The sequence below is a fragment of the Caballeronia sp. AZ10_KS36 genome (assembly GCF_023631105.1).
Taxonomy (GTDB): Bacteria; Pseudomonadota; Gammaproteobacteria; order Burkholderiales; family Burkholderiaceae; genus Caballeronia.
The window spans coordinates 13,529-29,424 of the sequence record NZ_JALQDQ010000051.1 but is presented as its reverse complement, the minus strand read 5'-3'; the positions used below and the strand labels follow the sequence as shown (position 1 = coordinate 29,424).

The window sequence follows — 15,896 nt, the reverse complement described above, 5'->3', positions numbered from 1 at the left end:
TATCGGTCAGATTCATTTTGCCCATGACCTGCATCTGAACACACTTGGGGTGCCAATTCAATGATGCAATGCACTAGCCCATGCAGCCCGCCGCCCAATTTCGTTGAATCAGAGCCCACGTCTGCCGGCGCGCGCGTCTACTCTCATCGAATAATCGACCGCCTGAACGCTCTTAGTTAGACCGCCGGCTGATATCCGATGTACGCCCGTTTCCGCTATTGCCCTCAGCGTACCTAGCGTAACGCCGCCAGACACCTCCAGTTCCGCACGATCTCGATTAAGTAAGACGGCCTCGCGCATCTGCTCAAGCGAGAAGTTGTCAAGCAAAATAGAGTTCGCACCAACATGAAGTGCTTCTTCGAGCTCGTCGAGAGTCTCCACTTCGACTTGAATCGGGACCTCCACATTGAGCATCTGTGCTGAACGAAACGTGTCCGCAATGCCTCCGCCTGCCGAAATGTGATTTTCCTTGATGAGAATTCCATCATAGAGACCCCGACGATGGTTGTTCCCACCACCCGTACGGACAGCATACTTCTGCGCGAGGCGTAGCCCCGGGAGCGTTTTTCGAGTATCAAGAATACGTGCAGAGGTACCGGCCACGATGTCCACCATCTTCCGCGTCGCCGTCGCAACGCCGGACAGCATCTGCAGAAAGTTGATCGCAGTGCGCTCGGCGGTCAGAATACCGCGCGCGCGGCCCACAATGCGACAGACATCCTGACCAGCCTCAACCCTTTCTCCCTCGTTTGCAAACCACTGAACGCGCAGGGAAGGTTCCACCTGCGACAAGGTTTCGTCAAACCACGGGCGTCCGCAGAGAACAGCTGTGTCGCGCGACAGCAATGTTGCGGAGGCCATTTGTTCCCGAGGTACCAGCATCGACGTCCAATCGGCCTCACCGACGTCTTCTGCCAGCGCCTCTCGAACGTTGCGCCTCACGGCTTCGTGGGTGTCAGCATCCATATGCACACACATGAAAAAGAGAAAAGGAGAGCATCGATCACCCGTACGTCCATTGCCCCGGACCTCGGAAGGAGCAACGCACATATTATTCGATATCTAACCTATATGCTAGCAGAGAACCGCTCCCGTTCAAAGCGTTTCTAGCGCACACGGACAGCGCGAATCGCTCAGGCAGAGGCCTGCCCAAAGATCAACACGCCCGCTCTCGCAAAGGGAAATGGAGTCCGCCTGTACGACGCGTCGTGCGCTGCGGCAGTCCTCGATCATTCGTGACTGCGCTTCACTCGGCGTGTCGCCCGCTCGCGCTTCCCTGTTCGTGCGGCCCAATGTCGGTGCGCCCGCATCCGATCGAACAAACATGCTTATTCGGTATTGAGCGTATCGAAGTGTTCTCGACTTAAGGACTACCGCGGCGAAAGCGCAGGCATAAAAGCATGCAATCCGCATGAAGTCTTTCGGGACTTCAGAAAGGAACTCTGCGGGGCCATGCCCTGCGGCGTTCTGTGCTCATCGTGACTCGGCCCTCATTGCCGTGCCTCAGTTCCCGAAACCGTAGCCCGTAAGTGAATGTCGAGGTTTCACTTCATCCTCAACGACACACCAGCGTAGAAAGCACCCTTGCCAAGCCGATCCAGTCGCTGAATTCCGTTGCACTGCACACCGACGATCGCCATATTCACTCCTCCCACCGATCCAGCGGCTGACAGTTTCGTCGGTACGTGCCTGCTCGCAAAGGTGCTTAGCGGAAAATCAATTGTTCCGCAGAGGAACAGCAGCACATCAAGCCTATGGTGAATCCTCGTGGGCTCAGGAGCTCTTGAAACGGCACGCCTCCATGACACTCATGCGTGACGGGGCTGTCCGTTGGTTGCCCGGACGTAGGCCCCTATGGCTGGTGATTCCGTAGGGACGTTTGCGAACCGGAGTTGGGCATCAGTGTTTAACCCGAGTGTCTTTCCAGTCGTTATAGTTAGACTTCTAAGAATGTGGCGCTAGGGACGTTGATCCGTCGTTCCCGTGGATGCGAAATCGTCCACGCTGTCTCGACTGGGTGGAATTTCACTGCGCGAATATAGGTTGACAGCCTTATAGAGGCGCAACCAGATCGAATCAGTGTTTTGGAATCCGCTACAGGGCCCCTGTGCACGGTACTGTCCGTCGGGCAACGAGGACCTTAGGTGAATGGCCAAGACTCAGCCCGCGAATCATCTTTCTGAAGGAGACAATTAATGAAAAAAACCGTTGCCGCCTCACTTGCCTTAGGATTCCTTACAACTCACGCCTATGCTCAGAGCAGTGTCACTCTGTACGGACTTTTGGACGTAGGGTTTGTATACGCGAACAACGTCGCGACCAACGGCCAAGGATCCAAGCTTTATTCCTTGGCGAGCGGGAACCTGCAAGGAAGTCGCTGGGGACTTCGCGGAACAGAGGACCTTGGCGGCGGATTGAGTGCAATCTTTGTGCTCGAAAACGGAATCAATGTTGTCAATGGACGACTCGGGCAAGGAGGAGATGAATTCGGTCGTCAGGCTTACGTTGGATTGTCGAGCCGGTTCGGAACGGTCACCCTCGGTCGCCAATACGACTCAGTCGTAGACTTCACCGGTATCTTCGAGGTCGGCGCGCAATGGGCTTCATATTATGGTTCGCACCCCGGCGATCTTGACAATATGCTCAACACGAATCGCGTCAATAACGCGATAAAGTACACTAGCATCGATTTCTCCGGAATCAAGTTCGGCGGCCTCTATAGCCTCGGGGGAGTCGCAGGTCAGTTCAATCGCAACCAGATATGGTCGGTTGGCGCGGGCTATAATCGCGGTCCGTTGCAGTTCGGCGCGGCGTATTTGAACATCAAGGACCCCAATTTCTCATTTTTCGGAAATAACGCCACTTCGAGTACTACCGGCTCGAATATGGGCGGAAGTGCCGTCTACTCGGGCTATGCATCCGCCAAGACGCAACAGGTCATCTCTGCTGGTGCCGCCTACACTCTGGGCGCAGCGACGTTCGGAGCGACGTACAGTAATACCCAGTTTAAAGATCTGGGTAGCGAACCGGGTCTGAATCCGCTGGGCTACACTGGGTCTGCGAAGTTCCACAACGCTGAGGTGAGCTTCAAGTACCAGATCACCCCTGCCCTGCTACTCGGTGTCGCATATGACTACACCAAGGGGTACGGCGTTAACGATGCCAAATACCATCAAGCAATGCTGGGTGCAGATTACTTCCTTTCCAAACGTACTGATCTCTATGCTGCGGGCGTATATCAGCACGCCAGCGGCACGGACTCGACGAATCGCCCGGCAGTTGCGAACATCAGCCTTTTCTCTCCCTCTTCGACATCGAACCAGATTGCCGCAACAATTGGCATTCGTCATAAATTCTAAGAATGCCTAAAACCTAACGGTAAAGGATTGGCGATAATCCTTTACCGTAGGTGCATAAAATCAAGCTCCCAGTCATCCGTTGAGATTCAGTTCGGGGGCAGTACGCCTGCCTCCGGACACAACGATCCCTCGTATTTAGCCTTGATTCTGTCAGGTCTCCTAGCGTAAGCCCTTCGCTGCCCCGCAGTTATACCCGTAACAGATAGCGTAACGCTCAGTCACTACCGCCCAGGCTACGTGAGAGCAGCCGTTTGCCGTCGCCAAGTATCCCATCCAGCAGCTTCTCGTCGCTGGGACTGCCCGGGACGCCTCTCAGTACAAACCCGCTATTGCTAGTGCCGCCTGAGATCCGGTAGCCTTTATTGTTAGAGAGCTAATAATTCAGGAGACTCAATGGACATTGAAACGCAAGATTCCGCTTTCCGTAGTCTTCCGGTCGCGCGCGACCTCTTTTACGGCGGAGAGTGGCATGCGCCGATCAACGGACGGTACGTTGACACCATCGACCCGTCGACGAGTTCGGTCGTCGCCACCATCGCTCATGCGGACCGAACTGACACCGAAAATGCCATCCAGGCGGCGCATAGTGCGTGGAAAGAGTGGCGAAACACGCCGATTAGATCGCGACAAAACATGATGCGCCAAGCGGCGGAGCGTCTTCGAGCACACGCGGACGAACTTGCCCTGATCGATGCAATCGATACCGGCAATCCTATCGCTGAGATGCTGGGAGACGCTCAGTTTGCCGCGAACTCATTGGATTATTTTGCCGGCCTGGCTCCAATGCTGAAAGGAGAGACGTTTCCAATCGCAGGAGACAGCCTCCATTATTCGATGCGCGAAGCGATCGGAGTCGTTGCCAGGATCGTCGCCTATAACCACCCTTTGATGTTCGCAGCCGGAAAAATCGCTGCACCGCTAGCAGCGGGAAACACAGTCATCGTGAAACCGCCCGAACAGGCGCCCCTCTCCTGTTTGCGTCTGGCGGAGTTGCTTAAGGACGTCTTCCCACCGGGCGTTTTGAGCGTATTACCCGGTGGCAGAGAATGTGGAGAGACGCTCTCATCGCACCCCTTGGTGAAGAAGGTGACGCTTATTGGAAGTGTCGCAACCGGCCGTGCGATTTTGAGAAATGCTTCGGAAACTCTCAAGCCGACCTTGTTGGAACTGGGTGGGAAAAACGCGCTGATCGCCTTCGCCGACGCCGACCATGATGCTTTAGTCGCAGGCATTGTGCGCGGAATGAACTTTACTTGGGCCGGACAGTCTTGCGGCTCAACGAGCCGAGTGTTTCTTCACGAGTCCATTCACGACAAGGTCCTGAGCGCCGTCGCCGACCGAACGCGCCAGCTTCACGCCCCCGGTAACCCGACCGACAGGTCGACTACGATGGGCCCTCTCATCTCCGCGCAACGGCGAGATGAAGTCTTGGAATTCATCAAGTCCGCGCAAACAGAAGGAGCGCGTTTGGTTACCGGCGGGAAGGCACCGGACGACGCAAAATTCCGCAACGGATTTTTCATCGAGCCGACCATCTTCTCCGACGTCCAACCGTCGATGCGTATTGCGAAGGAAGAAATCTTCGGGCCAGTGATGTCAGTGTTCCGCTGGCGAGACGAGGAAGAACTCTTCGATGCGGTGAACGGCGTCGAATATGGGTTGACCGCTTCCATCTGGACAAAAGACCTAGTGACCGCGCACCGCGCGGCAGCCCGCGTCGAAGCGGGCTACGTCTGGATCAACCAAGTGAGCCGCCATTATTTAGGCGTTCCGTTCGGCGGGGTCAAAAGCTCCGGAATCGGTCGAGAAGAGTGTATCGAGGAGCTGTTCGATTTCACGACCACCAAAAGCGTAAATCTTCAACTATAGCCGTCGGATCCAGTCTGGAAATCATTGAAATGACCAACCTCTCAGAAAACGATTCCATCACGAAAGTTGACGGGACGGGCAAGCGACAAGAATCGCCAACTTCCTACTGGGGGAGCGACGGGATTGCCGACTTGCTAAAAACGTTCGAAATTCCTTATCTTTGCATCAATCCGGGCTCGAGCTTCCGCGGACTGCACGACAGTATCGTCAATCACACAGGGAATGTCTCGCCGGAGCTCGTACTCTGCTTGCACGAGGAACACGCCGTTGCGATCGCGCATGGTTACGCAAAAGTGACCAACTCGCCATTGGCCGTTGTGTTGCATAGCAACGTCGGACTTATGCATGCCAGCATGGCAATCTATAACGCGTGGTGTGATCGCGTTCCTGTACTCATTCTCGGGGCGCAAGGCCCCCTCGACGCAGCAAAACGCCGCCCGTGGATTGACTGGATTCATACCTCGCAGGACGTCGGGGCCCTCGTCAGGCCGTTCGTCAAATGGGACAATCAACCCATTTCGGTAGAGGCAAGCTACGAAGCGATTCTGCGTGCGTTTCAGATTACCCGGACGCCCCCTTGCGCGCCCGTTTATATTTGCCTAGATGTAACGGCGCAAGAGACAAAACTGTCCGTTCCTCCGGCGCTTCCGGACGTAGCTCGATACGCTCCGCCAGCTCCACCCTATCCTAACTCGGACGTCGTTCACGACGCGGTTGACGTTCTCGAGTCCGCCTCAAAGTTAGTCATTCTGGTCGGACGCGTTTCCCGCGATGCAAACGAGTGGGCGCAGCGTGTGGAGCTTGCTGAACGACTCGGAGCAACCGTTCTAACGGATCTTAAGACTGGGGCGAGCTTTCCGACGGATCATCCGCAGCACCCGTTCCCTCCGGCTTTCTTTGTTAATGGCCCCGCATCGGACGAGCTGAAGCGTGCCGATGCGATCCTTGCTTTGGACTGGGTCGACCTGGGCGGTACCTTGAAATCCGTCTGGCAACCCAGCCCGGTTACCGCGAAAGTCATTTCCGTCTCGCTCGACCACACTCTCCAAAATGGCTGGAGCTTTGATCATCAAGCATTGTCCCCAGCCGACATAGCCATTGCGTCCGATCCGGGCTTGGCCGTGAGTGAAATTCTGCTCAAACTGAGGCGCGACCGGCGTGCCGCCGAGCGGCAGAACCCGCCTGCTCGTTCAGCGGAGGAATCAAAAGAAGAAGAGCCGACTATCTCGATGAGCGCATTGGCCGCCGCCCTGCGGGAAGTCACGAACGGAACGGATGTAACCCTGACGCGCCTTCCGCTAGGTTGGAGCGGTGAGCTGTGGGATTTCAGAGGACCGCTAGACTATCTCGGCTACGACGGCGGCGCTGGCATCGGCTCTGGCCCTGGTATGGCCGTCGGAGCAGCCCTCGCCCTGAGAGAGTCAGGACGCTTGCCGGTTGCGATCATTGGTGACGGCGATTTCATGATGGGTAACTCGGCGCTATGGACCGCTGCACAGTTAGATGTGCCCCTATTGTTGATTGTTGCCAACAACCAATCATTCTACAACGACGAAGTACACCAAGAGCGAGTCGCCCTCGACAGGGGAAGACTTGTCGAGAACAAGTGGATCGGGCAGCGGATCGACGAACCTGCTATCGATCTCGCCGCAATTGCCCGGGCACAAGGCTTTATTTCGGCGGGTCCCATCATTGACCGACACGCTCTCGTGGACACGATTCGTCAAGCAGTGAATGACGTAAAGGAAGGTCGCCAGGTCCTTTTGGACGTGCGTGTCGTCCCTGGTTACGCTCCCTCGATGAGCCGCGGCATGACGGAATAGAGGCTGCCTTATTCCAAAAGACGTCAGTGTTTGTCCTATGGCACAACCGTTAGACATCTAATTATATCTACCGTATATTGAAGTAATTAGACATCTAACAACATTGGTCAGTTAGCGGGCGTGCCCGCCAACTGAAACCGACATCGTTAATTAAACGGAGACATTACATGAACGGCATCCTCGGCCTCGGGCCGCGCCTGCTGCGCAAGCTCGCACCTTTGTGCATGACGATCGCGATCAGTGCACCGGCGCTCGCCCGACCAACCACGATCCGCGTCGGATATACCATTACGACGGATATCACCAGCGCCGCACTGTCCAGCGCTCAGAAGAAAGGATTGTTCAAACAGGCGGGGCTCGATGTTCAGCCGCAACCCTTCGTCCAATCTAGCCAAAAGTACGATGCGTTCAAGGGAAAGGCAATCGACGTCGACATTAACGCAGGCGCGATCGAAGCAGGTCAACTCTTTGCCGCTGGCGTGCCAATTGTCGTTCTAAAGGCGGTCCAGCCAGCAGACTTTTGGGCGGTGGTTGTAAAGTCGACCTCTACGGCGAAGACGCCGACGGATTTTAAAGGCAAGCCGTACGGAGTCGTGTCCCTTTCAGGTACGAACTTCGGTGCAACCTATCTCGCATTCAAGATTGAAAACGTCGATCTTATGCGTGACATCAGGGTTTCTGTCCTACCGCCTGCCGGAATTATCGCCGCCCTACAAAATGGCACTATCGAAGGCGCGACCCTCTACGAACCCTATCTGAGCCAAGCCATCCGCTCAGGTACCGTTAAAGAGATCTTCCGCCCCGTTGAACTTTATAAGCGGCACTACGGAGCCACACTCTTCGCGCTGAACGTTACCGCGCGCCAAGATTTCTACAGCTCAAACAAGGACGCCGTCAAAAAGTTCCTCACAATCTTGGACTCTGAGGCGCGTTCGCTTCCGAAGAATTTGCCGGAGGCGTCTGCAGCACTCTCTGCAGCCGTGCCCGCGCTGAAGGAGTCACCGGAACAGGTTGAGGCGCTTCTTAAGCCATACGCGGGCGACTACATCACGGACCAGAATGATCCTGCGTTCTTGAGACAGGTTCAGGCTTACTACGATCGCCTCTACGAGATTCGTCAAGTTCCCCGCCCTGTTAAAGCTTCCGATTTTTGGATTATGCCCTAGGCAAGGAAAGGGAGACAACGTCTATGAAAGCTGCAATCTCGCCCGCTGGTAGCCCGACTGCCACATATCGACGCAATATTCGCCGCTCTCAACGTAACCGGATGGGAGCCGCAGCGGCAGCATTCGCCGTCTTGCTTATCGGGTGGCAATTGTTCTCGCTTACCCAGCCAAGTTATGTCTTCCCATCCCTTCCTCACATCTTTACGGACTTGGCAGGGTTCGCCACCGATGGGATTCTTTGGCGGGCAACATTAGCCACGCTGAAGTCCGTTTGTATAGGTGCCGCCGCATCGCTCGTTGTCGGCACTCTTGCCGGCTTTGCCCTAAAGCGATATGAGTCCTTTGTCGGACCGTTGCTCAACTTTACCCAAACGGTGCCGTACGTGGTTTGGGCGCTGATGTCGATGATCTGGTTTGGATTGACACAGATCTCCGTTGTATTCACGATTTTCGTTGCCGGCTTCACTATTATCGCCTTCAACGTCGCCGCGGGGCTTAACCAGATCGATCGCCAACTGTTCGAAATGGCCGAGTCGGTCAAGGCGAACCGTTATATGACGTTTCGGCACATCATCCTACCGAGCTTGACTCCTTATCTCGTGAGCGCCTCGAGAACGATGGTCGCAATCTGCTGGAAGATCGTCGTGCTCGCAGAGCTCTTCGCGGGCGGTGCCAGCGGTGGCGGGATTGGCTACAACCTGTATGTCGGATGGGAGTTCAATCGCACAAACGAAGTCTTCGCCTGGACCGTTTGGCTGGTAATACTGATGTTACTGACCGACTGGCTTATCATCGCTCCGATCGAGCGTTATGCAACGCGCTGGAAGCGGGGCTGAAGGAACACAGACCATGAGCAACATCATTATCTCCGGCTTGACGAAGTGCTTTGAGACCCCTACTGGATCAATCAAGATCCTTGACGACATCGATTTGACCATCAAGGAAGGCGAGTTCGTCTGCCTGCTAGGACCTTCCGGTGCGGGCAAATCGGTGACCCTGAATTGCATCTCGGGGTTTCTGACTCCAACTTCCGGAAGCGTTGTCGTAGACGGCACGCCGGTCGCTAAGAAGCTTCCTCACTACGGGTATGTGTTCCAGCAACCTCGCTTGCTGCAATGGCGAACCGTCGCCGAAAATCTGCGCTTCGCCCTACGGGGCGAGACCGGAAGAGCATCGCCCGGTGAAGACGAGAAGATTCGTTCAGTGCTGGACTTGGTAAACTTAACCGGCTATGAAGACTTCTACCCTCACCAGATCTCCGGCGGGATGCAGCATCGTGTAGGCATCGCGCGAGCGTACATTCGCAACCCGGGGCTCCTTCTGATGGACGAGCCCTTCGGGGCACTTGACGAGATTACGGCTCGAAAACTCCGCTCGGAGTTGATCAACACATGGATGAAAGACCAACGCACCGTCGTCTTTGTTACGCACGACATCATTGAAGCGTGCTTTCTCGCGGACAGAATTGTCATCTACACCCCAAAGCCCACCCGTATTGCATCGATAATCGATGTTGATTTGCCTCGGCCGCGGGAATATGGCAGTGCTCAAATGCACGACGTCGAGTCGAAAGTGCTTGAAGTCTTCGAGAAGACCATGAAAGAGTTCATGGACGCTGACGCCGCGTAATTGCGGCGCCGAGAAGCGTCCAGGCGACCCTGTGCGATAGACACGTACCGCACTTTCGTGGCAGCACGATTCAATTTCAGCCAAAATCACTCGAGGTGGCGATTTCAAATGACATCACAGTCAGTGCCTCCAAAGCCGCCGAGCACGACGGACCCAATCTTGCGCCATTGGCAAGTTGCCGTTCCCCATGATCGGTTGGCGCATTTAGTCAAGGATGCCGCGCGCGCGATGGTGAGAGGACTACAACTTCGCCTGGCGAATTACGATGTCTCCTTTGGGCATTGGGCGTTTCTTCGCGTATTGTGGGAAGAGGATGGCCTCACGCAGAAGGAGCTAAGTATTCGAGCTGGCGTGATGACGCCAACGACCTTCACTGCAGTTGCTACCATGGAGAAGCTGGGTTACGTGGAGCGTCGTCATTCGACGGCAAACAAGAAAAACACCTACGTCTACCTGACCGACCGGGGCCGGGCTCTTAAAGCGGAGTTGGTTCCACACGCTGAGAAAGTCAATGAGCTCGGTGTTCACGGTTTGAAGGAAAGCGAAGTCGAACTAGCCCGCAAAGTATTGCTCACGATCATTGAGAATCTCGCAAAAGACGAATCGGAATCGATGAATCTTGGCCGGCGCATCAGATCTACGCGTGAGCTGGGAAGGCTTGTCGCAACACGAGTACATAAGTAAGTCAGCGCCTAGTGGACACATTAGGTCCAAACATGCTCGGTTTTAATCTCGATCACCGATGCCCGTGTAGTAAGCGCCTAGGTCGAGAAGGAATATCGTGCGATCAAGCGAAGCGTTCGACGTGGAAAACATAGCGCGGAGGCACGGCAGGTGCTAGGTTCCTCGCAGCATGAACTGAATGGCAACAGAACACTGAAAGCGCAGGAGTAGTTGAACGTGACGGCCCAAACTTCTCCACGAACGCCACCGGCAAGAGACAGCGATGCCCCGCGGATGGTCAGCGACAATAGCGTTGTCTGGAACGACGCGCGACTACTGGGCTTCACGCCGATGGACGATGTACACAAGGAGTTCTACGAAGTCGCGCTGCGGCTGGTGACGTGCACGGACGCGACTGCCGCAGCAGCGATAGAGAAGTTCGAACAGCATGCCCTTAGCCACTTCGAGCAGGAAGACCAGTGGATGCGCGCGACGAACTTTCCACCGCGCGACTGTCACATTGAAGAACATGCAGCAGTACTCAAGTCGGTCGGTGAAGTGAAGGCTGCGGTGGCCGAAGGACGAGCCAGTGCGGAACTCGTCCGGGACCTCGGCCAGCGTCTTTTCGAGTGGTTTCCCGGTCACGCCGACTACCTGGACTCCGCTCTAGCGGCATGGATGACCAAACAGACCATGGGCGGCAAGCCTGTCGTGCTCAGACGATCGATTAAGTGAACGATTGCAGCCGGAGATTGCCACAGCGAACGCTCATGCAGCGTCGGACGATTTCGTCAGTTAACGTTGAAAACACTTCCGCTTAACTGGGGGCATCAATGCCGCTGTCGGCATACGCCCTTCAGGAACCTGTCGTCGAAGCCGCGTAAGACTCCGTTGGGATCTGCCTGACGGCAATCCGATGGGCCTTCCCCCGCCCGCGTCAACTAGAAAAGCGGCTCATAGCTAGCCGTATCAACCATCAGACTTGTACCAGTGTGTTCGCAGTGGCTATCTACCACAGCGAAGGGCGCAGTTAGCCGCGCCCTTCGGATAAAAAACTGCATCAAAATCCGTAGAGATTCGCGGGATTGTCTACGAGTACAGCCTTACGCTGATCCTCGTCGGGTATCCACGTCGTCAGTTGGTCTAGTAGATCCGTCGTATTAGGCATCGCGCCCTTGAACGAGACATGCGGCCAGTCGCTCGCCCAAACCAGGCGGTCAGGACGCACGGACAACAAGCGACTGACCAACGGCACCATATCCGCATACGGCGGCACGCTTGAGACACGATAGGCACCCGAGAGCTTGACCCAGCACCTTCCCTTATCCAAGAGTCGCTGCAGCGTCTCGAACCCGGGCTGAGAGAGACCTTTCTCGGGCCGAACCGACGCGATATGGTCGATTACCACATCTGTCGGAAGATCGACGAGCGTTTGTTCCATCTCGGTAAGCGGACTACCTCCGCCGTCGTTCATTACGTGCAGTTGGATATGCCAGCCGAGGTCGGCAATGCGTTTTGCCAGCGTGGGCATTTCAGAAAGAGGTGCTGCACCCGCATGCCCGATTGTGTAACGCACCCCGCGCACGCCGCGCTCATGCATCTCCTTGAGAGCCGAGTCGGTAACATCGAGTCGTAGCGCGGCGATCATCCTTGCGGGACGGCCAACCTCTGCGAGCGCATCAAGATGACGTCGGTTATCGACGCCATATCCGCTGGGTTGAACGAGCACGACGCGCTCGATTTTCATCCGATCAAGTACTTGCGCAAGCGTCGCGGGAAGGGCTTCCGGTACGTCGAAAGCACGAGTCGGCGCGACCGGGTATACCGCGTCGGGACCGTAGACGTGAACGTGGCAATCTGTAGCACCGGGTGGTAACTTGAAGGCTGGCTCCCGCACTGACGAAACAGGCGGTTGGCAAAGTTCAGGCATTATATAAAGTCCTGTGACGGTAAGGCACATTCTTGCGGCCCACCGTGCCGCGTCGGCACGTGGGCGCATGGGATGGAGCGCGACTCAGAAAGAGCCGCTCATTCAAAGATCGAAGCGTCGTCAAGGACGACTTCAACCTCCTTATTCTTCTCAGAGTACCCATCGAACGGCTGACCATGCTCATCAACTCGAGCCAGTACGTCCTGGGTCGGATCGATGGCGGCCCCCACGCGAAGCATCACAAGAGGCTCTCCCTCGTTGGCGTGGAACGAGTAAAGGGCACCCGAAGGTACGAGGACGCAGTCATTCTTCTGCACCGAACGTTCCTCGCCCCGCGGGCCAAAAAACGTGGCTCCGCCCTGGAGAACCACAAACACGTGATCCTCGTTTGTGTGCGCGTGGATTTCGTTTTCTCCGCCACTCGCATAAGTCTTGAGCACCACATTCATATAGGGCGACGCGCCAAGAACTTGATTCGTCCGGCCTTGCAATGGCAGTCGAGCACGGATATGAAAGAAGCTCGGGGTCTTCTTCTCCGCCATCTTAGCCATGGCGTCTCGCCATTCCCTTGCGCTATTGGCAATCGGTGCGATTTCTTGATTGTTGGGGGTTGACATGTTGTCTCCTGTTGAAAGGTTGGCACGTATTCAAATCGACGAAAGCATCGCCACGTGTTCGTCGATATCGGACTGACCCGAAAGCAGTTTGCCCGCCCTTTTCACGAGGTCGAGCACATTCGACTGCCGCAGAGCATGCCAAGCCATAGCTTGGTTGCTCGTGATGACGGGACGTCCTAGAACCTTTTCGAGTTCGTCAATCACGGGGAGCGTACGAATGGCCGTGCAACTGATGACGTATGCGTCAGCCGCCTCGCTACGATGCTGCAAGGCTAAGTCCATCCACGACTCAGGCTCTACTGCCATCATCTCCTCTGGCGTTTTCAGGCCGAGGCCGTGGCAATCGATAACCGATATCCCGTGATGACGCAGAAAAGTTACTTCCCGTTCATTGATCTCATCGATGTATGGAGTGAGAAGCACGATCGTCTTGGCTCCAATGCACTCGATGGCCTTGACGAGCGCCGCCGCCGTCGTAGTGGTTCGCACCCCGGTCGCGTGTTGGATACGTGTGCAAAGCGTCTCATCCATAGCGGGATCCCAAGTCGAGACGGCCGTACAATGAAAGACAATCAGATCCGGCCTGATATCCCGAAGAAGAATTGCCGCTGGCTCGAGCTGAGCGGTCATGCCAAGTAGATCCTCCGCGCTGCTGCCGTTCAGCGGAAGGCGGGTCACGTGGCAGGAGACACCGTCAGGCATCATGGCCGATAGTTCGGGTTCCGCTGCCGTGTTCCCAGACGGCATTAACACCCCTATCCGCGCGCGTTGACCATAGTTCACAGTCTTTCTATCCATCACGCCTCTCCTGCCCCGAGAAGGATTCTCTTTTCAATCTGCTCGTAACGTTCGGCGGCGTCCTCGCGCTGAGTCAGGAGTGAGGCAATCACACTCACCACAAAGCTGAGTGGGACGCATACGATAGCCGGATTGCGTAAAGACAGCATTGCGCTTGAATGCTTAAGAACGTCGACTTGTATCGTCGGCGAAAAATAGATGAAGATTAGGCTCGAGAACAGTCCGACGAGCATTCCCCAAACCGCGCCTGCGACCGTGTAGCGTTTCCAGTAAATGGCCAAGAAAATGGCTGGAAAGTTCGCTGCGGCGGCGACCGACGTCGCCAGACCCACCAAGAAAGCGACATTTTGGCCACGCAAGACAAGACCCAATATCACGGCGACTAGAGCTAGCGCGACGGTGGCGAGCCGCGCAACGAGCATAATCTGCTTCTGAGAACTGCGGCCTTTCCTCAGGACCGCATCAAAAAGATCATGCGAGACAGTGGTGGCACCAGTGATCGCAAGGCCAGACACTACAGCGAGGATGGTGGCAAAAGACACTGCACAAATGAATCCGAGGAACGAAGGTCCCCCAAGCTTTTCCGCGAGCAATGGAATCGCCATGTTCCCGCCACGATCCATACCCGATATCGCCTGCTTACCGACCAACTCCATCGCTGCGAAGCCCAGGATGAAAGTAAGCATAAGGAAAATGCTAATAATCGTCGTCGCGTAGACCAGCGATCGGCGTGCAGCGCGTCCATCCGGTACCGTAAAGAATCGCATCAGGACATGCGGAAGGCTGGCCACGCCAAGCGCCAACGCGAGGCTGACCGATATTGCATCAAGCGGATTCGAGATAAGCCTTCCAGGCACTAGGACGGACGGGCCCTGACGCGCCGCGGCGGTCGAGAAAAGCGTAAGCGGGTCGTACTGGAACAGTCGGAGCGAGAGATAAGTCATTACTAGCGCCGCGAATGACATCAGGACCGCTTTGACGATCTGAACCCAAGTCGTTGCTAGCATCCCTCCGAAGATGACGTAGACCAGCATGAACGCGCCAATAATCCAGATAGCGACGTCATAGTCCATTCCAAAGAGAAGATGCACCAGATCGCCCGCGCCAACCATCTGCATCACTAGATAGCAGATGGTGATGCCGAGTGTCGTAATCCCTGTGACAATCCGAATACGAGGAGAATTGAGTCTGTATGCGAGTACGTCACCGAAAGAATATTTCCCGAGATTTCTGAGAGGTTCTCCGAAGAGAAAAAGCATGACGGGCCAACCTATTACGCCACCGATAGCATAAATAAGCCCGTCGAAACCAACCAGTGACACCAGACCGGAAATACCGAGAAAGCCGGCAGCAGCCACGAAATCGCCGGCAAGTGCAACCCCATTCTGAAGGGGCCCTATGCTGCCGCCGGCCGCAAAAAAGTCGTCGGATGTTTTGGTGCGTTTCGCCGCCCACCAAGTAATGGCGAGAGTGGAGCACAGAAACAGAACGAAGAAAGACAATGACGCGAAGTTTGCTCGCCCGGTCGTTACTGCATTCGTTTCACATCCCCCCCTTGCGCAGTTCCCTGATCGATTTGTCGTGGATTTTGTCTACCCACACGACATACCCAAACGTCAACGCGAGCGCGAAACCGACAGTCGCAAATCCGACAGCGATGGCGAGCGAGAGCCCAGGCATCAACTCATACGACAACAACTGCTTGTAGTAGGCGATTGAGGTAATGAACGCGAAATGAGCGATCAACAGTGCCAAGGTTGTACATAGCGACACCCTTTGACGGCGCACTGCCACGGATCTTAGGCTGGACGGCGGCGGAGATACTACGGCTTCGGATGTAATTGTCTGCATAAAACGTCTCCTGATCAAACGGTCTGCGCCGTGCTGAGGACCTCCCCCCAACCGCGGCTAGAAGGATCGCAACTTTTGTTAGTTATCTAATTCTTGAGGCCCAATTTTGAACGCCGAGGGGTGACAAACTCCAGAGAAAAATGCTTGTTGCAAATATAGCAATGCAGCGCCGGCCTGACGGCTCGAGAAAG

At 55.6% G+C, this 15,896-nt stretch carries 14 protein-coding genes; 8 read left to right on the top strand and 6 right to left on the bottom strand.

Features of this window, described 5'->3' with window-relative positions; all coding sequences use genetic code 11:
* Nucleotides 1–108: 108 nt before the first annotated feature.
* Nucleotides 109–966, bottom strand: coding sequence for a carboxylating nicotinate-nucleotide diphosphorylase (gene nadC / locus NCR35_RS29440; protein ID WP_250537419.1), 858 nt, complete (start codon nucleotides 964–966; stop codon nucleotides 109–111).
* A 1,229-nt stretch (nucleotides 967–2,195) separates the two neighbouring features.
* Here nadC and NCR35_RS29435 point away from each other — a divergent pair.
* From NCR35_RS29435 to NCR35_RS29400, 8 genes are all read left to right on the top strand, one after another.
* Nucleotides 2,196–3,359 carry a porin gene (locus tag NCR35_RS29435; protein WP_250537418.1) on the top strand — a complete coding sequence of 388 codons (1,164 nt, stop codon included), beginning with the start codon at nucleotides 2,196–2,198 and terminating at the stop codon, nucleotides 3,357–3,359.
* Nucleotides 3,360–3,752: 393 nt separating this feature from the next.
* Nucleotides 3,753–5,228: an aldehyde dehydrogenase family protein gene (locus tag NCR35_RS29430; RefSeq protein WP_250537417.1), complete on the top strand. Its 1,476-nt coding sequence runs from the start codon at nucleotides 3,753–3,755 to the stop codon at nucleotides 5,226–5,228.
* 29 nt (nucleotides 5,229–5,257) lie between these two features.
* A complete protein-coding gene (locus tag NCR35_RS29425) occupies nucleotides 5,258–7,051 on the top strand; it encodes a thiamine pyrophosphate-binding protein (RefSeq protein WP_250537416.1) in 1,794 nt (597 codons plus the stop codon).
* A 167-nt stretch (nucleotides 7,052–7,218) separates the two neighbouring features.
* Entirely contained in the window at nucleotides 7,219–8,217 is a 999-nt protein-coding gene (locus NCR35_RS29420) for an ABC transporter substrate-binding protein (RefSeq protein WP_250537415.1), read from the top strand.
* Nucleotides 8,218–8,240: 23 nt separating this feature from the next.
* A complete protein-coding gene (locus NCR35_RS29415; RefSeq protein WP_250537414.1) occupies nucleotides 8,241–9,053 on the top strand; it encodes an ABC transporter permease in 813 nt (270 codons plus the stop codon).
* 13 nt (nucleotides 9,054–9,066) lie between these two features.
* Entirely contained in the window at nucleotides 9,067–9,846 is a 780-nt protein-coding gene (locus tag NCR35_RS29410; RefSeq protein WP_250537413.1) for an ABC transporter ATP-binding protein, read from the top strand.
* Nucleotides 9,847–9,954: 108 nt separating this feature from the next.
* Nucleotides 9,955–10,530: a MarR family winged helix-turn-helix transcriptional regulator gene (locus NCR35_RS29405; protein WP_250537412.1), complete on the top strand. Its 576-nt coding sequence runs from the start codon at nucleotides 9,955–9,957 to the stop codon at nucleotides 10,528–10,530.
* A gap of 273 nt (nucleotides 10,531–10,803) precedes the next feature.
* The gene (locus tag NCR35_RS29400) at nucleotides 10,804–11,244 is read left to right on the top strand and encodes a bacteriohemerythrin (protein ID WP_250537411.1); all 441 of its coding nucleotides are present in this window, start codon (nucleotides 10,804–10,806) and stop codon (nucleotides 11,242–11,244) included.
* Between the two features lie 325 nt (nucleotides 11,245–11,569).
* On the opposite strand, the gene NCR35_RS29395 is transcribed toward NCR35_RS29400, so the two are convergent.
* The 5 genes from NCR35_RS29395 to NCR35_RS29375 form a co-directional block, all read right to left on the bottom strand.
* A complete protein-coding gene (locus NCR35_RS29395) occupies nucleotides 11,570–12,439 on the bottom strand; it encodes an amidohydrolase family protein (RefSeq protein ID WP_250537410.1) in 870 nt (289 codons plus the stop codon).
* Nucleotides 12,440–12,537: 98 nt separating this feature from the next.
* Nucleotides 12,538–13,056 (bottom strand): cupin domain-containing protein, encoded by a 519-nt coding sequence (locus NCR35_RS29390; protein WP_250537409.1) that lies wholly within the window; start codon nucleotides 13,054–13,056, stop codon nucleotides 12,538–12,540.
* 30 nt (nucleotides 13,057–13,086) lie between these two features.
* Nucleotides 13,087–13,854 carry a maleate cis-trans isomerase family protein gene (locus NCR35_RS29385; protein ID WP_250537408.1) on the bottom strand — a complete coding sequence of 256 codons (768 nt, stop codon included), beginning with the start codon at nucleotides 13,852–13,854 and terminating at the stop codon, nucleotides 13,087–13,089.
* Complete coding sequence (locus NCR35_RS29380; protein WP_250537407.1) at nucleotides 13,854–15,356, bottom strand: solute symporter family protein; 1,503 nt, start codon at nucleotides 15,354–15,356, stop codon at nucleotides 13,854–13,856. The genes NCR35_RS29385 and NCR35_RS29380 overlap by 1 nt, the downstream gene beginning before the upstream one ends.
* A 40-nt stretch (nucleotides 15,357–15,396) precedes the next feature.
* Complete coding sequence (locus NCR35_RS29375) at nucleotides 15,397–15,705, bottom strand: DUF485 domain-containing protein (RefSeq protein WP_250537406.1); 309 nt, start codon at nucleotides 15,703–15,705, stop codon at nucleotides 15,397–15,399.
* Nucleotides 15,706–15,896 lie beyond the last annotated feature (191 nt).